Origin of the sequence: Rhizobium sp. FKY42 (assembly GCF_005222835.1) — a bacterium.
Lineage (GTDB): Bacteria > Pseudomonadota > Alphaproteobacteria > Rhizobiales > Rhizobiaceae > Neorhizobium.
Genome location: NZ_STGA01000005.1, coordinates 38,480 through 56,423, shown reverse-complemented (window position 1 = coordinate 56,423; position 17,944 = coordinate 38,480). Strand labels below are relative to the sequence as shown.

Sequence of the window (17,944 nt, the reverse complement as noted above, 5' to 3'; positions counted from 1 at the left end):
CGGAAGCAACCGAGGTGCCACCTTGCAACCGAAACTCATTCTGGCTTCGTCCAGTCCTTTTCGCCGCAGCTTGATGGAAAATGCCGGACTGACATTCGATTGGTCTGCTGCCAATATAGACGAGCGAAAAATCGAAGCTGACCTGCAGCAATGTGCAGCAGGTCCCAGGGAGGTAGCGCAGCATCTCTCACGGGCAAAAGCCATGGATGTCAGTCAACGATATCCGGATGCTTTCGTCATCGGTTCAGATCAGACCATGTCTCTGGGCGAGCGCGTCTTTCACAAGCCAAAGGACCGCCAAGACGCGAAAGCAACTTTGATTGCTCTCTCCGGCCACGTTCATCATTTGAATAGCGGTATCTCCATTGTCCGTAGCGGTCATGTTGAATGGGAAGGGGTATTCTCTGCCTCCCTCCATGTCCGCGAACTGTCAGATCAGTTTATCGAGCACTATCTTGATCGTGTTGGAGACCGGGTCATGGGAAGCGTCGGTGCGTATCAGCTTGAAGGAGAAGGAATCCATCTCTTCTCAAACATTAATGGCGACTACTTCACCATCCTTGGCCTCCCCATGCTTCCGCTTTTGGAAGCCCTCCGAAATTTAGGAGTTATAGATGTCTGATTCACGTGAAACGTTAACCGCTTTCGTGGTCGGTCATCCCATCCATCATTCACGCTCGCCGATGATCCATACGCACTGGCTACGTGGTTTTGGAATAGCCGGCGAATATCGAGCGATTGACGTGGCTCCGGAACAGTTTGAGACTTTCTTCGCTGACCTTCGGACCTCGAAAAAGTTTCGTGGTGGAAACGTCACCATTCCTCATAAGGAAGTCGCATGCAGACTTGCTGACCGACCGGATGAACTTGCCGAGGAACTTGGGGCGGCCAATACCCTATGGGTCACCGATGGTTTGGTCCACGCGACGAATACGGACGGATATGGCTTTGTTGCCAATCTCGATCAGCGTGCACCAGGCTGGTCGAGGGCTGACAAGGCCGTCATCCTTGGAGCAGGTGGCGCCAGTCGTGCGGTGATCCAGGCCGTGCGTGATCGAAAGATTGGCGAAATCCATGTCGTCAACCGCACCGTGGAAAGGGCGAGGGAACTGGCCGACCGGTTTGGTTCCCGCGTCCATGCGCATGAGATGGGTGCCTTGCGTGAAGTCTTGAGCGGGGCAGGCCTCTTCATCAATACCACCTCTCTTGGCATGGACGGTCAGGAGTCGATTGCAATTGATTTTGCGGCCATGCAGGACAATGCGATCGTCACCGATATTGTCTACGTACCGCTGAAGACCCCGATGCTTAAAGAGGCGGAACGGCAGGGAAAGACAACAGTGGATGGATTGGGCATGTTGCTCAATCAGGCAGTTCCTGGTTTCGAGACATGGTTTGGCAAGCGACCATCGGTTGATGAGCAACTGCGTCAGCTCGTCATCTCTGATATGGACAAGCACCAATGATCCGCATCGGCCTTACTGGCTCGATTGGCATGGGAAAATCCACGACTGCAAAGCTGTTTGCCGAACAGGGCGTGCCCGTAAATGATGCCGATCAGGTCGTCCACGAACTCTATGCCGGGAGTGCTGTGGCGGCTATCGAAGACAGTTTTCCCGGTACTGCTCAAAACGGCGTGGTGAACAGAACCGAATTATCCCGCCAACTGGCACTCCATCCCCAACGCTTCGAGGAATTGGAGGCCATCATTCATCCACTTGTCCGGGAGCGCGAACGCGTCTTCCTGGAGCAGCAGGAGTCCGTTGGCCGGGATATCGTGCTTCTGGATATCCCGTTACTGTTCGAAACAGGCGCGGAGGACCGGGTTGACGTCATCGTTGTTGTGAGTTGTGAGGCGGAGCTACAGAGGCAGCGTGTGTTGGCTAGGCCGGGCATGACGACAGAGAAATTCGACCTGATTCTTTCTCGTCAGATGCCGGATTGTGAAAAGCGCAAACGTGCAGACTTTGTTATCGATACAGGGCAAGGCATTGAGGAGGCGCGTCGTCAGGTCATACACGTCTTGAAGTCAATTCGCTCTGGGGCGGGCGAGGAAACGGAAAATCATGCGTGAGATAATATTTGATACGGAAACCACAGGTCTTGAGACAAGAGCTGATCGCGTGATCGAAATCGGAGGCATCGAGCTCCTCAACCATTTTCCGACTGGTCGGACCTTTCACGTCTATATCAACCCGGGCGACCGTAAGGTCCATCCGGATGCTTTGGCAGTTCATGGTATCACAGACGAATTCCTAAAGGATAAGCCGGTTTTTGCCGAGATTGTTGATGATCTGAGAACCTTCTTCGACGGTGCGAAATGGATCGCTCATAACGCAACATTCGATATGGGTTTCATCAATGCTGAGTTTGACAGGCTTGGAATCCCGCCCGTTTCTCCGGAACACGTCATCGATACCTTGGCACTGGCCCGCCGAAAGCACCCCATGGGGCCAAATTCTCTGGATGCTCTCTGCCGACGTTACGGGATAGACAACTCCCACCGTACGAAGCACGGGGCACTTCTTGACTCCGAGCTTCTTGCCGAAGTGTACATTGAAATGATCGGCGGAAGGCAAGCCGCCCTGGTGCTTGATGGATCTGAAGCTGCGCGAACGATCAATGAGGCTGAGGACATCGAGGTCACAATCTCCGCGCGCCCGAGACCGCTCGCGTCACGACTCACAGAGGTCGAAATCGAGGCACATCAGACCATGATCGGCAGTATTGGAGCGAAGGCCCTCTGGGCTCGCTATTCGTCCTGATAGCCGCTCTTCGCGACAGGCCCCGAGCGTAGCACTCGGAATATCGGGATCATTGTTGAAGCTTTGTCCACTGTCCAGCCAAGGGGTGTGGCATCAGCATAAAAAAGCCCGGTCGGTGCCGGGCTTTTGAAATTCGTGAACGGGAATGTCAGCTGTTCAGCGAGGAACGCGACTCTTCCTGGGCAAGACGCTGCGCAAACATCTGGCCGAAATCAATCGGGTCGATCATCAGTGGTGGGAAGCCGCCATTGCGCGTGACATCGGAGATGATCTGACGCGCGAACGGGAAGAGCAGCCGGGGGCATTCGATGAAAAGCACCGGAAGCATATGCTCTTGCGGAAAACCTGTAATGCGGAAAACACCGCCGTAAACCAGTTCCGTTGCAAAGACGACCTTATCGCCATCCTTGGCTTCAGCGCTGAGAGACAGCACGACATCAAATTCCGTATCGGACAACGGATTTGCATTGACGTTCACATTGATATTAATGCCGGGAGCCTTGTCGCGTGCCTGCAGCGAACGCGGAGCGCCTGGATTTTCGAAGGAAAGGTCCTTCGTGTACTGCGCAAGAATTGTGAGAGATGGGTTCTGATCGTCTTCATTGGCCATTGGCTGTTCCTCGGCTTTATCTTTAGCGCCGTCTATCACTTCGGTGTGACCCTTACAACCCGTTCGCAGGGCTAGGGACAAGCCTAGGAGCCGAGTTTCGGACCGTCTGGACCCGATCCCGAAGACCAGGGCGATGATGGATTCGGTTTACGTTCATACTCGTTGTCTTTGAGGTCGATAACCTGTTCGCGCATTGTCGGTGAGGGGTTCGCTCCAGACGTTTGTGTAAACGAAGACCTGACGACGATCCTCTGCGCCATGCGCTTCCAGATCCAGCTACGAATGAAGGGGATAAACAAGATCAGTCCCATGATATCCGTAATAAATCCCGGAATTATCAGGAGGATAGCGCCAACAACCATCATGGCCCCGTGGCCAATTGTTTCTGCGGGCACCCTCCCGAGTCGACTGTCGGCCTGAACTTGCCGCAAAACTCCGAGACCCTGGACGCGCAGGAGCAGCGTACCCACCAGCCCGGACAGGATGATCAGGCCCAGCGTTCCGAACACTCCCACCCATTTTCCAACAATGACGAAGCCTGCGATCTCTGCCAACGGCAAAGCAAGGAGGACCAACGGAAAAAGAGTGTTGCGCATGGCACTGTGTCGACTCGCGTTTCAAAGAGGTTTGAAGTCCTCAGCACTATTTGAATGCCGGACAGTTCAGACTATATGAGGTGTATAAAGAGATATTCCAACCAACTGCGGGTGAAAATGGGCGCGAACGACTTTATAACTTTGTTCTTTCTGGTCGCCGCTGTGCTGATCTTTCTGCAGCTGAGAAGCGTCCTCGGACGCAGGACTGGCCACGAAAAACCCCCTGCCGATCCCTTCAGCGCGCGTCAATCGATAAAACCTACCGGCAGTGAGGAAGAAAAGGTCGTCACTCTGCCTCGACGGGAGACGGTTGACGAAGAGCAGCGCTGGGTGGAAGTAGATGCGATTGCGAAACCCGGTACCGAATTGAATGAGGGTCTGCGTCATCTTATCAAGGCAGATCCTTCCTTCCGTCCGAAGGATTTTCTCAATGGTGCCAGAATGGCCTATGAGATGATCGTCATGGCTTTTGCCGATGGAGACAGGAAGACCCTGAAGGGGCTTCTTTCGAAGGAAGTCTATGATGGCTTCAATGCAGCCATCACCGAGCGCGAAGCTCGTGGGGAGGTCATCAAATCTACCTTTGTCGGAATAGACAAGACAGACTTTCTGCAGGCCACCGTCAAGGATCAGGAAGAGCTGATTACGCTGAAAATCGTCAGCCAGCTTATCTCAGCGACCTACGATCGCGACAACAAGATTGTAGATGGTGATGCGGAAAATGTCGGCGAGGTTATCGATATCTGGACCTTCGCGCGCGACCTTCGCTCGCGTGATCCGAACTGGAAACTGGTCGCGACTGAATCCGAACAATGACACATAATCTGCCGCAACTTCGCGCGATCGACTTTGCCAATGTCGAAGGCTGGGACACGGATGATCCGCGTCCGGTCTTCGAGGGTATGCGCCATTGCTTGAACTACTTGCGGCAGGGCAAGCCTTACAAGACAGGTGCGCTCGGATTTTCACCGCAGGATTTGATCCCCTTGCTGGAAAAGGCGGAAACTCTGGGCCAGCCGCAAAGCGCTGCCGCGGCGCGCTTGTTTTTTGAGGAAACCTGCGTCCCTTTTGCAATCTGTCCCGATGGTATCCAGACCGGTTTCGTAACGGCGTTTTACGAACCGGAAGTCGAAGTGAACAGCCGGCAGGAATCCGGCTATCAATATCCGTTTTACAGACGACCGACTGATCTCGTGGATATCGATGAAGCCAATCGTCCGGCAGGAATGGACCCTAATTACGCCTTTGGACGAGTGACGGCTGATGGGATTGAGCCCTATCCTGATCGAAAAGCCATCGATCAGGGCTATCTGGAGGGTAAGGGTCTCGAGATCGCCTGGGCAAAATCGAAGGTCGATGTTTTCTTTACGCATGTGCAGGGTGCGGCGAGGCTTCGTTATCCAGATGGCTGTGTGAAGCGGATCACTTATGCGGCAAAGGCTGGACATCCTTTTTCACCCGTCGGACGTTTGCTGATCGATCGCGGCGAGATCAACGTTGCAACAGTCTCCATGCAGACGATCCGCGCATGGTTGAACGATAATCCGACTAAGCGAGACGAAGTTCTCTGGCACAACAGGTCGTATATCTTCTTTCGCGAAACAGAGGTCGGTGACCTGGATCTTGGCCCAATTGCGGCTGCAAAAGTTCCTTTGATTGCAGGACGCTCGCTGGCGGTTGATCGGTTGATCCATACATTTGGTTTTCCATTTTTCATTCGCTCGGAAACCCTCACTCATCTTGACGGTGGAGTACCCTTCGCGCGGCTCATGTTGGCCCTCGATACGGGATCGGCGATCGTCGGCCCCACCCGCGGTGACATCTTCACAGGTTCCGGTTTTGAAGCAGGGGAGAAAGCGGGAACAGTGCGCAACAATGCACTGTTCTTTATCCTTGTGCCGAAGAAGGCAGCGGTCAGGTTCATGCCATGAGCGGTCGCAAGCTGGACGGGGACGAGCGAATTCTGTGGGGTAAGGTCGCTCGTACGACGCGGCCTATGCCCGGACGTCTGGAACAGTTGCTTGAGTTCGAAGACGCCCTCGATGTAGAGATGCAAGAGCCTAAACAGGCTTCCACTTCGAATCCGGCTAAAAGACAATCGGAACTTGTTGAAAGTCAGGATGGTGCCCAGAAGCCGAAAGGGCTGCATCATCCGCTGGAGCGCCCCGTCAAGCGCAAGATAGCCAGAGGTCGACTGGCACTTGAAGCGCGCATAGACCTCCATGGTCTGATCCAGAGTGAGGCGCACGGCATACTTCTGGATTTTCTGTTGCGAGCACATGAGCGCGGACTTCGCCATGTGCTTGTCATCACCGGTAAAGGCAGCTCGCTCGGCAGCGAGGGTGCGCTAAAGCGTGCCGTGCCGCTGTGGTTCGCCAAAACTGAGTTCCGCTTTCTTATTTCGTCTTATGAGACGGCCGCGCGCCAGCACGGCGGTGAAGGTGCCCTGTATGTCCGCCTTAGCCGGAGAGGACAGACGTGACGCCGTTCGGCCAGGCATTGCGCGAACTTCGCAGGCGCAAGGGTGTGACCCAGCAGCAGATGGCGGCTGCGCTCGGTGTTTCCTCTGCTTATCTTTCTGCCTTGGAGCATGGGAGGCGCGGCCGTCCCAGCTTCGATTTTCTCCAGCGGGTGGCGGGATATTTTCACATCATATGGGATGAAGCGGAGGCACTTTTTCGCCTTGCGGAACAATCTGACCCGCGTGTGGTGATCGACACAGCGGGTCTCCCGCCCGTCTATACTGCTTTTGCGAATCTTCTAGCGCGCCGGATTGGCTCTCTCGAACCAGCCATGATAGAAGAAATGACAAAGCTGCTGGAAAATGCCGCAAATAAGGGCTAATCCGGGCTGGTCATCCCCGGTTTTCGAGGCTTGCCGCTTTGGAAACCTGGCAGGAAATTTCTATAGTCCGCTTCAGGACAACGGTGATTCGCCGCCCACCGTGCACAGCCAAAGAACAAGAAAGTTGATTGATGAGCGATACACCCGTCAGCGCGAGTGCAGAATACGGAGCCGATTCCATCAAGGTCCTCAAAGGGCTTGATGCTGTTCGGAAACGTCCGGGGATGTACATCGGCGACACGGACGATGGCTCCGGTCTGCATCATATGGTCTACGAAGTCGTGGATAATGCGATTGATGAGGCGCTCGCTGGGCACGCTGATCTGGTGACAGTGACACTGAACGCCGACGGGTCAGTCACCGTCACGGACAATGGTCGTGGCATTCCAACGGATATCCACACCGGGGAGGGCGTGTCTGCGGCCGAAGTCATTATGACCCAGCTTCATGCGGGCGGAAAATTCGACCAGAATTCCTACAAGGTCTCCGGTGGTCTGCATGGCGTCGGTGTATCGGTTGTCAACGCGCTGTCGGTAAAGCTCAGCCTGAAGATCCGTCGTAGCGGCAAAATCCATGAGATGAGCTTTACCCATGGGGTGGCGGATTCCCCTCTGATCATCACGGGCGACTATGAAGGCCGTTCTGGTACTGAGGTCACGTTCCTGCCAAGTGCGGAAACCTTTACCAAGACGGAGTTCGATTATGGAACGCTGGAGCACCGCCTGCGGGAATTGGCATTCCTGAATTCCGGGGTTCGTATTCTTCTGACCGACAAGCGCAAGTCCGACATCCGCCAGGAAGAAATGCTTTACGACGGTGGTCTGGAAGCTTTCGTTCGCTATCTGGATCGTGCCAAGAAGCCTTTGGTCGACAAGCCGGTTGCGATCCGTGGAGAAAAGGACGGCATCACCGTCGAGGTCGCGCTGTGGTGGAACGACAGCTATCATGAAAACGTGCTGTGCTTCACCAACAACATTCCGCAGCGTGATGGCGGAACGCATATGGCGGGCTTCCGAGGCGCCCTGACCCGCCAGGTCACGTCTTACGCGGATTCTTCTGGTATCCTGAAAAAGGAGAAAGTTTCGCTTCAAGGGGAGGATTGCCGCGAAGGGCTGACAGCCGTTCTGTCTGTGAAGGTGCCTGATCCAAAGTTCTCTTCCCAGACCAAGGACAAGCTTGTCTCGTCCGAGGTTCGTCCGGTCGTCGAGAATCTGGTGAACGAGGCTCTAAGTATCTGGTTTGAAGAGCATCCATCAGAAGCGAAGATTCTGGTTGGTAAGGTCGTCGAGGCAGCTGTTGCCCGCGAAGCCGCCCGCAAGGCGCGCGAATTGACCCGCCGCAAGGGTGCGCTGGATATCGCATCACTGCCCGGCAAACTGGCAGATTGCTCCGAACGTGATCCGGCTAAATCGGAACTCTTTCTTGTCGAGGGTGACTCGGCTGGTGGATCCGCCAAGCAGGGACGATCGCGTGAAAACCAGGCCATTCTCCCCTTGCGCGGCAAAATCCTGAATGTTGAGCGCGCACGTTTCGATAAAATGCTTTCAAGTCAGGAGATCGGCACGCTGATCACTGCGCTTGGCACATCCATTGGCAAGGATGAATTCAACGCCGACAAGTTGCGTTATCACAAGATCATCATCATGACGGATGCTGACGTTGATGGTGCGCATATTCGTACCCTGCTTTTGACTTTCTTCTTCCGCCAGATGCCGGAACTGATCGAGCGTGGTCATCTCTACATTGCCCAGCCACCGCTCTATAAGGTCACGCGTGGGAAATCCGTTCAATACCTGAAGGATGAAAAGGCTCTTGAAGAGTATCTGATCGGGCAGGGCCTTGAGGACACGACCCTTGCACTCGGTTCTGGCGAGGTACGCGCTGGGGCTGATCTGAGAGATCTGATTCAGGATGCGCTTCGTCTGCGCTCACTCTTGGATGGTCTCCATTCTCGCTACAGTCGGTCCATCGTCGAACAGGCAGCAATTGCTGGCGCCTTGAATCCGGAACTCACCGATAATCCTGCCAAGGCTCAGGAAACAGCCGATGAAGTTGCGCGCCGTCTGGATGTCATTGCGGAAGAAACCGAACGGGGTTGGTCTGGCCATGTCACAGGCGAGGGCGGTCTTCGTTTCGAACGCATGGTGCGCGGCGTCAAGGAAGTCGCTGTCATTGATGTCGCGCTCATTGGTTCGGCTGATGCTCGCCACATCGATCAGATGACCGCCCGGTTGAAGGAAATCTATGCAACGCCGCCGATCCTGACATTGAAGGATAAGACGTTAGAAATCTCCGGCCCCCGCGCCCTTCTGGACAGTATCTTCGCCGCCGGTCGCAAAGGCCTTTCCATGCAGCGATACAAGGGCCTTGGCGAAATGAATGCCGAGCAGCTCTGGGAAACGACGTTGGATCCCAATGTGCGTTCCCTTCTGCAAGTCAAGGTGAATGACGCGACGGATGCGGATGGCCTGTTCGCGCGCCTGATGGGAGATGAGGTAGAGCCTCGGCGCGAGTTCATTCAGGACAACGCGTTGAACGTCGCGAACCTGGATATCTGATCAATTTTTGTTTCACGTGAATCTTTTCTGTGGATTGATTCACGTGAAACACGGTCGCCCATTACAAAAAAGTCTCACTTTACTCACGGAAAACGCTGCATTTTTTCTGCAGGGAGCAATCGCTCTTCTGCCGATTTGATGCATTGCAACAGGCGAAAGTCAGCGCACCACCAAGGGCCATCGCGTCAATATGTTGCGCTGCAGGCACTTCCTGTTAGTTTACTTTTCACGTGCTACTCATGTCTGACGGAATTTTCTGCTTCAGACGAAGGAAAAGAAGAAAGGTGGCGATCGCATGTTCTACCAACTTTATGAGTTGAACCACGCCGCGATGGCGCCCCTGCGCGCCTCGACAGAAGCCATGCGCTTCTTCTACAGCAATCCTCTTAATCCACTTTCGCAAACTCCGCTGGGCAGAAGTGTCTCAGCGTCGTTGGAAGTGTTCGAGCGCGCCACACGTCGCTATGGAAAGCCGGAGTTTGGTCTGCCGACCACTACTGTGGATGGGCATACCGTCAAGGTCACAGAAAAGGTGGTCTGGTCAAAGCCATTCTGCAACCTTCTCCATTTCGAGCGCGCACTTCCGGCGTCCCGCGTGCCCGACCCTAGAATTCTCATTGTTGCGCCGATGTCCGGCCATTATGCGACACTGCTGCGCGGCACGGTCGAAGCTCTGATGCAAGGCGCGGATGTCTACATCACAGATTGGCAGGATGCCCGCAACGTTCCGATCACGGAAGGTAGTTTCGATCTCGATGATTACATCGATTATGTGATCGAGATGCTCCATCACCTTGGTCCGGATACGCATGTGGTCGCGGTTTGTCAGCCGTCCGTTCCGGTTCTTGCTGCTGTTGCAGTCATGGACGCCGCCAATGATCCATTCGTGCCTTCCTCCATGACGTTGATGGGCGGACCGATCGACACGCGCATTAATCCTACGGCGGTCAACCAGCTGGCGCAGGATCGGCCGCTCAAGTGGTTCAAGGACAACGTCATCATGACGGTGCCGTGGCCGCTCGCCGGTTTCATGCGGCCTGTCTATCCAGGTTTCCTGCAATTGTCCGGCTTCATGTCGATGAACCTCGACCGTCACCTGATCGCCCACAAGGAATTCTACGAACATCTGGTGAAGAACGACGGTGAGTCAGCGGAAAAGCATCGCGACTTCTACGACGAATATCTGGCAGTCATGGATTTGACAGCGGAGTTCTACCTGCAAACGGTGGACACCGTTTTCATCAAGCACGCTTTGCCAAAGGGCGACATGATGCATCGGACAAACCCCGTCGATACGAAGGCGATCAAAAACGTCGCTCTTCTGACGATCGAGGGCGAGAATGATGATATCTCCGGCGTGGGTCAGACCCATGCTGCACAAACGATTTGCTCCAATATTCCCGCAGAGATGCGGATGCATTATGTGCAACCTGATGTCGGCCACTACGGCGTGTTCAACGGTTCTCGCTTCCGTCGTGAAATCGCTCCACGCATTCTTTCCTTCACGCGCGAACATTCAAAGGCACTACGCAAGAACGCTCCTCCACGGGTTATCAAGGGCGGAAAGAGCGGCTGACCGGATCTTTTGCTCACGACGAATTCAGAAAATGCGACCAATGGCTTCACCGATTGTGAATAGCATGTTCTTGAAGCGGGTCGGCGCACTAACCACATCGAATCTCGAAAGGCCCGCATACCGCGGGCTTTTTGAGAAAAGAGGTAGTGCAACCCATGAATCAGTCAGCATTGATCCGTCCGGATTGGACTCCGGCAACCATCGCACTGATGGTTCTCGGCTTCGTCATTTTCTGGCCGTTGGGTCTAGCAATGCTCGCATACATCCTGTTCGGCGAACGTTTGCGCGATTTCAAGCGGACCGCAAATGAACGTGCTAATGGGATGTTCTGGTCTTTCCGCAGATCTGGCCGTCGCTATGGCCCGTCCTACTCAACGGGCAATGTTGCGTTCGACGACTGGCGCAAGGCAGAAATGGACCGGATTGAAGAGCAACGTCGCAAGCTTGATGAAATGCGTGATGAGTTCGACAGCTATTTGCGGGAACTGCGTCGTGCAAAGGATCAGGAAGAGTTCGACCGCTTTATGCGTGAACGTTCCAACAGAGGTCCGGAAACGCATTATCCGACCGCATAAGGAAAGGCGTTTTGCATAGCATTTTGAACACTGTCACCGGCACCACAAGGTGCCGGTGTTTTGCTGTCAAATGCTCGCGCGAATCAGCTAGAACAAGTCCATGTTTTCACTTCTCCGAAAACCCGTCCGAAAAAAACCGAAGCCGCTTCGCGTTGAGGAACGTTCGCTCCAGGTCGGCGAACGCATTATGCCGCTCGTCATCAAGGAACACGCGACCGCCAGCCGGATGACATTGCGTATCGATGCGGGCGGGCGCGGTTTGAAGCTGACGATCCCGCGTGGCCTGAAAAGCAGGGAAGTTGAAGACTTTCTCGTCCGGCACGATGGCTGGTTACGAACCAAGCTGGCCAAGTTCAGCGGTGATCAGACAATTCGCCCGGGCATGCGGCTTCCCTTGCGTGGAAATCTGCATCGGATTGTCCACACAGGAACACTACGCGGTCTGACGGAAGTTGGCATGGAAGGTGGAGAGTCGGTCATTCGGGTTAGCGGCCTGGAAGATCATGTGGCTCGGAGACTATCCGCCTTTTTGAAAAAAGAGGCGCGTTATGATCTGGAACGCCTGGCCGCCTATCATGCTGCGAGCATCGGCAGATCGATACGCTCCATCACCATGAAAGACACCCGTAGTCGCTGGGGCTCCTGCACCTGGGACGGCAATCTATCCTTTTCATGGCGTATAGTCATGGCGCCGGATTTCGTCATAGATTACCTCGCAGCCCACGAAGTGGCGCATTTGCGCGAGATGAACCACGGTCCGGCCTTCTGGGCGCTCTGCAAGTCACTTTGTCCTCGCACTGAGGAGGCACGTCGCTGGTTGAAAACTAATGGGTCGCAGCTGCACGCGCTTGACTTCGGTGAGAAGGGATAACGCTTGCCCATCCTATTTTTCTCGACTTGAACCTCGATTCGTGTCACTTCGCCATCATGAAACCAGACATTAAAATTTGTGGTCTCAAGACGCCTGACGCGGTTAATCTGGCCGTCGCCCGGGGCGCTACGCATATCGGCTTCATTTTCTTTGAAAAAAGCCCGCGCCATATCGATCCGCTTTTTGCCGGAACGCTTGCCGATCTTGTGCGCGGCAAGGCGAAGATCGTTGCCGTAACCGTCGATGCGGATAATGAGGAACTGGAAGAAATCATTGCCTTCCTAAAGCCGGACATCCTCCAGCTTCATGGTAGCGAAACCGCTGAACGCGTCCTGAACATCAAGGCCGTGTTTGGGCTGCCGGTGATGAAGGCTTTTTCCGTGCGCACGGTCGATGATCTGCGCAAGATCGAAACCTACGAAGGGCTCGCCGATCGTTTTCTGTTCGACGCGAAGCCGCCAACCGGTTCAGAGCTTCCGGGCGGTAATGGTGTCTCGTTTGACTGGGATATCATGGCTGCGCTTGACGAAGGCGTGGATTACATGCTTTCCGGTGGCCTTAACAAGGAGAATGTGGGAGTGGCGCTGTCCAAGACCCACGCTCCCGGCATCGATATTTCCTCCGGCGTGGAAAGCGCGCCTGGTGTGAAGGATCTGGACAAGATGAACGCCTTTTTTGATGCAATCGAAAAATGGCGGCTAAATGCATCAGAGGGAGTTGCACAGTGAACCAGCCGCTCAAGCCGAATTCGTTTCGCGCCGGTCCCGATGAGGACGGTCGTTTTGGCATCTATGGCGGCCGTTTCGTCGCTGAAACCCTGATGCCTCTCATCCTTGATTTGCAGGACGAGTGGAACAAGGCAAAGACTGATGTGGAATTCCAGAAGGAACTGGCGCATCTGGGCACGCATTACATAGGTCGTCCAAGCCCGCTTTATTTCGCAGAGCGTCTGACAGCCGAACTTGGTGGCGCGAAGATTTACTTCAAGCGCGATGAGCTGAACCACACCGGCAGCCACAAGATCAACAACTGTATCGGCCAGATCCTGCTTGCAAAGCGTATGGGCAAGAAGCGCATCATTGCAGAGACGGGTGCCGGTCAGCATGGCGTGGCCTCTGCAACGGTTGCCGCCCGTTTCGGTCTGCCTTGCGTCGTCTACATGGGTGCAACGGACGTCGAGCGGCAGGCCCCGAACGTTTTCCGTATGAAGCTTTTGGGCGCTGAAGTGAAGCCTGTGACCTCTGGTCATGGCACGCTGAAAGATGCCATGAACGAAGCGTTGCGTGATTGGGTCACCAATGTTGATGACACCTATTACATCATCGGTACGGCGGCAGGTCCGCACCCCTATCCGGAAATGGTTCGAGAATTCCAGTCGGTCATCGGCAAGGAAGCACGCGAACAGATGCTGGCAGCCGAAGGGCGCCTGCCCGATATGCTGGTTGCAGCAGTCGGCGGGGGCTCAAACGCGATCGGTCTGTTCCATCCCTTCCTGGATGATGATGCGGTCAGCATCGTCGGCGTTGAAGCAGGCGGTAAGGGTCTTGAAGGCGAGGAGCACTGTGCTTCACTCACCGCAGGCCGTCCCGGCGTTCTTCACGGCAACCGTACTTATCTGCTGCAGGATAATGACGGCCAGATCAAGGAAGGCCATTCCATCTCTGCTGGTCTCGATTATCCGGGTATCGGACCGGAGCATTCCTGGCTGAAGGATACAGGCCGGGTCGAATATGTACCGATCAAGGATGACGAAGCGCTGGCAGCATTCCAGCTCCTCACCCGCACTGAGGGCATTATCCCGGCGCTGGAACCGAGCCATGCCCTGGCGGAAGTCATCAAGCGTGCGCCGAAGATGGACAAGGACCAGATCATTCTGATGAACCTCTGTGGCCGTGGCGACAAGGACATCTTCACTGTCGGCAAAATTCTTGGAATGGGTCTCTGATCATGACTGCACGTATGGACAAGCGTTTCGCCGATCTGAAGGCTGAAGGACGCCCGGCGCTCATCACATATTTCATGGGAGGCGATCCCGATTTTGACACCTCGCTGGGTATCATGAAGGCTCTTCCGGAAGCCGGCGCGGATGTGATCGAGCTTGGCATGCCTTTCTCGGATCCGATGGCCGATGGCCCCGCAATCCAGATGGCCGGCCACCGTGCCTTGGCAAAGGGCCAGACACTGGCGCGTACGCTGGACATGGCGCGTGAGTTCCGCATGACAGATCAGAACACGCCGATTGTCCTGATGGGTTATTACAATCCCATCTACAACATGGGCGTCGAAACCTTCCTGGATGAAGCGGTCGCGGCCGGCATCGACGGCCTGATCGTTGTCGACCTGCCACCGGAAATGGACGACGAACTTTGCATCCCGGCGCTTGCGCGAGACATCAACTTCATTCGTCTCGCAACGCCGACGACCGATGATCGCCGCCTCCCCAAGGTGCTCGAAAACACATCCGGCTTTGTCTATTACGTTTCGATGAACGGTATCACCGGCTCGGCGCTCCCGGATCTCTCCAAGATCGCGGGTGCCGTCCACCGCATCAAATCTCATACGGATTTACCGGTCTGCGTTGGCTTTGGCGTCAAGACAGCCGATCATGCCAAGGCAATCGGTGCCGCCGCGGATGGAGTCGTCGTCGGCTCCGCCATTGTTGCGCAGGTTGCAGGTAGCCTGACTGCGGATGGCGCGGCCACCGAGCATACGATTTCAGCCGTCGCGACGCTTGTTCGCGGGCTTGCGAGTGGCGTGCGGTCCGCACGTCTTGTCGCAGCCGAGTAAGATAACCACATTGACGATGGTCAATCAGGAGTTCTGCCAGTGAACTGGATCACCAACTATGTGCGCCCAAAGATCAACTCGATGCTGGGCCGCCGGGAAGTGCCGGAAAATCTATGGATCAAGTGCCCGGAAACGGGTGAAATGGTGTTCCATAAGGATCTGGAAGAAAACAAGTGGGTCATCCCCGCATCTGGCTTCCACATGAAAATGCCGGCCAAGGCACGGCTGACCGATCTTTTCGATGGTGGCGTTTATGAAAACCTGCCGCAGCCGAAGGTCGCTCAAGATCCGCTGAAGTTTCGTGACTCCAAGAAGTACAGCGACCGCCTCAAGGACAGCCGTGTCAAGACCGAGCAGGATGACACGATCCTTGCTGGTCTTGGAAAAGTGCGCGGCGTCAAGCTCGTGGCGGTGGTGCATGAATTCAACTTCATCGGTGGTTCGCTGGGCATGGCGGCGGGCGAAGCAATCGTGAAGGCAGCCGAACGGGCATTGGCGGAAAAATGCCCGCTGGTTATTTTCCCAGCCTCTGGTGGCGCCCGTATGCAGGAAGGCATTCTATCGCTGATGCAGCTCCCACGCACAACGGTCGCCGTCAACATGGTGAAGGAAGCGGGTCTCCCCTATATCGTGGTCTTGACAAACCCGACGACCGGTGGCGTTACAGCCTCTTACGCAATGCTGGGCGACGTGCATATTGCCGAGCCAGGTGCTGAAATTGGCTTCGCCGGTAAGCGTGTGATCGAACAAACCCTGCGCGAAAAGCTGCCGGAAGGCTTCCAGACCTCTGAATACCTGCTCGAACACGGCATGGTGGATATGGTTGTCAAGCGTCATGATCTTGCGCCGACACTTGCAAGCCTTCTCAAGATCATGCTGAAGCAGCCAGCCAACAACGATCAGTCTGTAGCTCTGTCCGCCTGAGCGCGGACGGACGACAGAAGCATAAGCCTCGGGGACTTGCATGAACGACATTACCCTTAGCGAGGCGGAACAGGTCATCAACGAGCTGATGACGCTGCATCCCAAGGGTTACGATATGACCCTTGGACGGATGCGGCGTCTGCTCCATGTGCTAGGCAATCCGCAGCAGCGCTTGCCTCCCGTCATTCATGTCGCCGGCACGAACGGTAAGGGCTCTGTCAGCGCCTTTTGCCGTGCGCTTCTGGAAGCTGCCGGGCATGCGGTGCATGTCCATACATCACCGCATCTCGTCAACTGGCATGAGCGCTATCGCATCGGCTCGCGTCAGGGGCCGGGGCAACTGGTGGACGATGCACTATTGGCGGATGCGTTGCGTCGGGTCGCCGTAGCCAATGCCGGTGAGCCGATCACGGTTTTCGAGATCTTGACGGCTGCAGGTTTTCTGCTGTTTTCCGAACTACCCGCCGATGCGGTCATCCTGGAGGTGGGGATGGGCGGCAGGCTCGATTGTACCAACGTCATCGACCATCCTGCAGTGTCTGTCATCATGCCGATCTCTTTTGATCATCAGGCCTATCTCGGCGACAGGGTTGAGCTGATTGCTGCGGAAAAAGCCGGTATCATCAAAAAAGGCTGTCCGGTCGTTATCGGACGACAGGAATTTGATGCGGCCGAAGCGGTTCTGGTGGCGACGGCCGAGCGCATGGGCTGTCCGACATCAGTCTATGGCCAGGACTATTCCGCCCACGAGGAGTTCAACAGGCTCGTTTATCAGGATGAGTTCGGTCTTGCGGATCTGCCACTGCCGAGACTTCCTGGTCGACACCAGTTGTCCAATGCGGCTGCAGCCATCCGTGCGGTTAAGGCCGCTGGCTTTGATGTATCCGAAGCCATGATGGAAAAAGCGATGACCTCGGTCGAGTGGCCCGGACGCCTTCAGAAGCTGACAGACGGCGAACTCGTTGCCCTTGCGCCGACAGAGGCCGAAATATGGGTCGACGGTGGTCATAATCCGGGCGCAGGTGAGGTGATTGCGGAAGCCATGGCCTCCTTTGAGGAACTTCGTCCCCGGCCGCTTTATCTGATCATCGGGATGCTGAACACGAAGGACCCTCTCAACTATTTTCGAGCCTTCACAGACATCGCCGAGCAGGTCTTTACGGTTCCGATCCGTGGTAGCGATGCAGGATTGGATCCCGTGGCGCTGGCAGCATCGGCCTATGATGCAGGCTTGGTTGCCGAACCCATGTCCAGCGTTGCGGATGCTCTGAAAGAAATTGCCGAGCGACAACTTGATGACGCAGCCCCGCCGAGGATTCTCATTGGCGGTTCTCTCTACCTGGCCGGAAATGTGCTGGCAGATAACGGCACACCGCCCCGGTGAGGCTCAAGAACAGATGAGAGCGGCATAAAAAACCCGGCGCAAGGCCGGGTTTTTCATCTATTCTGGAGTTTTACGGTTTCAAGCGGCGCCGGAAATCCAGCTGGAGAGCGCAGTCTTCGGGGCGGCGCCAACCTTGATATCGGCCACTTCACCGCCCTTGAACATGGCAAGCGTTGGAATTGAACGAACGCCGAACTTGGCGGCCAGATCCGGGTTTTCGTCAATGTTCAATTTGGCAATCTTGACCTTGCCGGCCAGTTCGGTGGAGATTTCCTCAAGGCTTGGGGCGATCATCTTGCACGGGCCGCACCATTCTGCCCAGAAATCGACCACGACTGGTTCGGACGATTCAAGCACTTCAGCCTGGAAATTGGCGGCATCAACTTTCACGGTAGCCATGGGGCTCTCCTTTGAAGCATTTCTATTGTGCACAATGTGATGTGTGCGGTCCTGA

Annotated in this window: 20 protein-coding genes; 17 read left to right on the top strand and 3 right to left on the bottom strand. The window is 55.4% G+C overall.

Going from position 1 to position 17,944, the window contains the following annotated elements; translation table 11 throughout:
• Positions 1 to 22: 22 nt before the first annotated feature.
• Genes E8M78_RS02960 through dnaQ form a run of 4 tightly spaced genes read left to right on the top strand, consistent with a single transcriptional unit; the run spans position 23 to position 2,765 of the window.
• Positions 23 to 622, top strand: coding sequence for a Maf-like protein (locus tag E8M78_RS02960; RefSeq protein WP_137133648.1), 600 nt, complete (start codon positions 23 to 25; stop codon positions 620 to 622).
• Positions 615 to 1,466, top strand: a complete 852-nt coding sequence (locus E8M78_RS02955; RefSeq protein WP_137133647.1) for a shikimate dehydrogenase — start codon at positions 615 to 617, stop codon at positions 1,464 to 1,466. The genes E8M78_RS02960 and E8M78_RS02955 overlap by 8 nt, the downstream gene beginning before the upstream one ends.
• Entirely contained in the window at positions 1,463 to 2,074 is a 612-nt protein-coding gene (coaE, locus tag E8M78_RS02950; RefSeq protein ID WP_137133646.1) for a dephospho-CoA kinase, read from the top strand. The genes E8M78_RS02955 and coaE overlap by 4 nt, the downstream gene beginning before the upstream one ends.
• Positions 2,067 to 2,765: a DNA polymerase III subunit epsilon gene (dnaQ, locus tag E8M78_RS02945; protein WP_137133645.1), complete on the top strand. Its 699-nt coding sequence runs from the start codon at positions 2,067 to 2,069 to the stop codon at positions 2,763 to 2,765. The genes coaE and dnaQ overlap by 8 nt, the downstream gene beginning before the upstream one ends.
• Positions 2,766 to 2,913: 148 nt before the next feature.
• On the opposite strand, the gene secB is transcribed toward dnaQ, so the two are convergent.
• Positions 2,914 to 3,375: a protein-export chaperone SecB gene (secB, locus tag E8M78_RS02940; RefSeq protein WP_062557277.1), complete on the bottom strand. Its 462-nt coding sequence runs from the start codon at positions 3,373 to 3,375 to the stop codon at positions 2,914 to 2,916.
• 83 nt (positions 3,376 to 3,458) lie between these two features.
• Positions 3,459 to 3,971: an FxsA family protein gene (locus tag E8M78_RS02935; protein ID WP_137133644.1), complete on the bottom strand. Its 513-nt coding sequence runs from the start codon at positions 3,969 to 3,971 to the stop codon at positions 3,459 to 3,461.
• A 117-nt stretch (positions 3,972 to 4,088) separates the two neighbouring features.
• Here E8M78_RS02935 and E8M78_RS02930 point away from each other — a divergent pair, with 117 nt between their 5' ends.
• The 13 genes from E8M78_RS02930 (at position 4,089) to E8M78_RS02870 (ending at position 17,490) form a co-directional block, all read left to right on the top strand.
• On the top strand, positions 4,089 to 4,787 hold the full coding sequence (locus E8M78_RS02930) for a Tim44/TimA family putative adaptor protein (RefSeq protein WP_137133643.1): 699 nt from the start codon (positions 4,089 to 4,091) through the stop codon (positions 4,785 to 4,787).
• Positions 4,784 to 5,902 (top strand): murein transglycosylase A, encoded by a 1,119-nt coding sequence (locus tag E8M78_RS02925; protein WP_137133642.1) that lies wholly within the window; start codon positions 4,784 to 4,786, stop codon positions 5,900 to 5,902. The genes E8M78_RS02930 and E8M78_RS02925 overlap by 4 nt, the downstream gene beginning before the upstream one ends.
• Positions 5,899 to 6,453: a Smr/MutS family protein gene (locus E8M78_RS02920; protein ID WP_137133641.1), complete on the top strand. Its 555-nt coding sequence runs from the start codon at positions 5,899 to 5,901 to the stop codon at positions 6,451 to 6,453. Before E8M78_RS02925 ends, E8M78_RS02920 begins: the two co-directional genes overlap by 4 nt.
• On the top strand, positions 6,450 to 6,815 hold the full coding sequence (locus E8M78_RS02915) for a helix-turn-helix transcriptional regulator (protein WP_137133640.1): 366 nt from the start codon (positions 6,450 to 6,452) through the stop codon (positions 6,813 to 6,815). Before E8M78_RS02920 ends, E8M78_RS02915 begins: the two co-directional genes overlap by 4 nt.
• A 131-nt stretch (positions 6,816 to 6,946) precedes the next feature.
• A complete protein-coding gene (gene gyrB / locus E8M78_RS02910; protein WP_137133639.1) occupies positions 6,947 to 9,373 on the top strand; it encodes a DNA topoisomerase (ATP-hydrolyzing) subunit B in 2,427 nt (808 codons plus the stop codon).
• 295 nt (positions 9,374 to 9,668) lie between these two features.
• Positions 9,669 to 10,949, top strand: coding sequence for a polyhydroxyalkanoate depolymerase (locus E8M78_RS02905; protein WP_137133638.1), 1,281 nt, complete (start codon positions 9,669 to 9,671; stop codon positions 10,947 to 10,949).
• A 155-nt stretch (positions 10,950 to 11,104) separates the two neighbouring features.
• A complete protein-coding gene (locus tag E8M78_RS02900) occupies positions 11,105 to 11,524 on the top strand; it encodes a DUF2852 domain-containing protein (RefSeq protein WP_137133637.1) in 420 nt (139 codons plus the stop codon).
• A 100-nt stretch (positions 11,525 to 11,624) separates the two neighbouring features.
• Complete coding sequence (locus E8M78_RS02895) at positions 11,625 to 12,395, top strand: SprT family zinc-dependent metalloprotease (RefSeq protein ID WP_137133636.1); 771 nt, start codon at positions 11,625 to 11,627, stop codon at positions 12,393 to 12,395.
• A gap of 56 nt (positions 12,396 to 12,451) precedes the next feature.
• A complete protein-coding gene (locus tag E8M78_RS02890) occupies positions 12,452 to 13,123 on the top strand; it encodes a phosphoribosylanthranilate isomerase (protein WP_137133635.1) in 672 nt (223 codons plus the stop codon).
• Positions 13,120 to 14,340 (top strand): tryptophan synthase subunit beta, encoded by a 1,221-nt coding sequence (gene trpB, locus E8M78_RS02885; RefSeq protein WP_137133634.1) that lies wholly within the window; start codon positions 13,120 to 13,122, stop codon positions 14,338 to 14,340. The genes E8M78_RS02890 and trpB overlap by 4 nt, the downstream gene beginning before the upstream one ends.
• 2 nt (positions 14,341 to 14,342) lie before the next feature.
• Positions 14,343 to 15,182, top strand: a complete 840-nt coding sequence (gene trpA, locus E8M78_RS02880) for a tryptophan synthase subunit alpha (protein ID WP_137133633.1) — start codon at positions 14,343 to 14,345, stop codon at positions 15,180 to 15,182.
• Positions 15,183 to 15,221: 39 nt separating this feature from the next.
• Positions 15,222 to 16,106, top strand: coding sequence for an acetyl-CoA carboxylase, carboxyltransferase subunit beta (gene accD, locus E8M78_RS02875; protein WP_137133632.1), 885 nt, complete (start codon positions 15,222 to 15,224; stop codon positions 16,104 to 16,106).
• A gap of 40 nt (positions 16,107 to 16,146) precedes the next feature.
• Positions 16,147 to 17,490, top strand: a complete 1,344-nt coding sequence (locus E8M78_RS02870) for a folylpolyglutamate synthase/dihydrofolate synthase family protein (protein ID WP_137133631.1) — start codon at positions 16,147 to 16,149, stop codon at positions 17,488 to 17,490.
• A gap of 78 nt (positions 17,491 to 17,568) precedes the next feature.
• Here the strand turns inward: E8M78_RS02870 and trxA are convergent, their stop codons facing one another.
• Positions 17,569 to 17,889 carry a thioredoxin gene (gene trxA / locus E8M78_RS02865; RefSeq protein WP_137133630.1) on the bottom strand — a complete coding sequence of 107 codons (321 nt, stop codon included), beginning with the start codon at positions 17,887 to 17,889 and terminating at the stop codon, positions 17,569 to 17,571.
• Positions 17,890 to 17,944 lie beyond the last annotated feature (55 nt).

What these genes read in the sequence shown, in the direction of transcription:
- E8M78_RS02955 (WP_137133647.1), top strand. Translation starts at nt 615, where the DNA reads ATGTCTGATTCACGTGAAACGTTAACCGCTTTCGTGGTCGGTCATCCC.
- coaE (WP_137133646.1), top strand. Translation starts at nt 1,463, where the DNA reads ATGATCCGCATCGGCCTTACTGGCTCGATTGGCATGGGAAAATCCACG.
- dnaQ (WP_137133645.1), top strand. Translation starts at nt 2,067, where the DNA reads ATGCGTGAGATAATATTTGATACGGAAACCACAGGTCTTGAGACAAGA.
- secB (WP_062557277.1), bottom strand. Translation starts at nt 3,375, where the DNA reads ATGGCCAATGAAGACGATCAGAACCCATCTCTCACAATTCTTGCGCAG.
- E8M78_RS02935 (WP_137133644.1), bottom strand. Translation starts at nt 3,971, where the DNA reads ATGCGCAACACTCTTTTTCCGTTGGTCCTCCTTGCTTTGCCGTTGGCA.
- E8M78_RS02930 (WP_137133643.1), top strand. Translation starts at nt 4,089, where the DNA reads ATGGGCGCGAACGACTTTATAACTTTGTTCTTTCTGGTCGCCGCTGTG.
- E8M78_RS02925 (WP_137133642.1), top strand. Translation starts at nt 4,784, where the DNA reads ATGACACATAATCTGCCGCAACTTCGCGCGATCGACTTTGCCAATGTC.
- E8M78_RS02920 (WP_137133641.1), top strand. Translation starts at nt 5,899, where the DNA reads ATGAGCGGTCGCAAGCTGGACGGGGACGAGCGAATTCTGTGGGGTAAG.
- gyrB (WP_137133639.1), top strand. Translation starts at nt 6,947, where the DNA reads ATGAGCGATACACCCGTCAGCGCGAGTGCAGAATACGGAGCCGATTCC.
- E8M78_RS02905 (WP_137133638.1), top strand. Translation starts at nt 9,669, where the DNA reads ATGTTCTACCAACTTTATGAGTTGAACCACGCCGCGATGGCGCCCCTG.
- E8M78_RS02900 (WP_137133637.1), top strand. Translation starts at nt 11,105, where the DNA reads ATGAATCAGTCAGCATTGATCCGTCCGGATTGGACTCCGGCAACCATC.
- E8M78_RS02895 (WP_137133636.1), top strand. Translation starts at nt 11,625, where the DNA reads ATGTTTTCACTTCTCCGAAAACCCGTCCGAAAAAAACCGAAGCCGCTT.
- E8M78_RS02890 (WP_137133635.1), top strand. Translation starts at nt 12,452, where the DNA reads ATGAAACCAGACATTAAAATTTGTGGTCTCAAGACGCCTGACGCGGTT.
- trpA (WP_137133633.1), top strand. Translation starts at nt 14,343, where the DNA reads ATGACTGCACGTATGGACAAGCGTTTCGCCGATCTGAAGGCTGAAGGA.
- E8M78_RS02870 (WP_137133631.1), top strand. Translation starts at nt 16,147, where the DNA reads ATGAACGACATTACCCTTAGCGAGGCGGAACAGGTCATCAACGAGCTG.
- trxA (WP_137133630.1), bottom strand. Translation starts at nt 17,889, where the DNA reads ATGGCTACCGTGAAAGTTGATGCCGCCAATTTCCAGGCTGAAGTGCTT.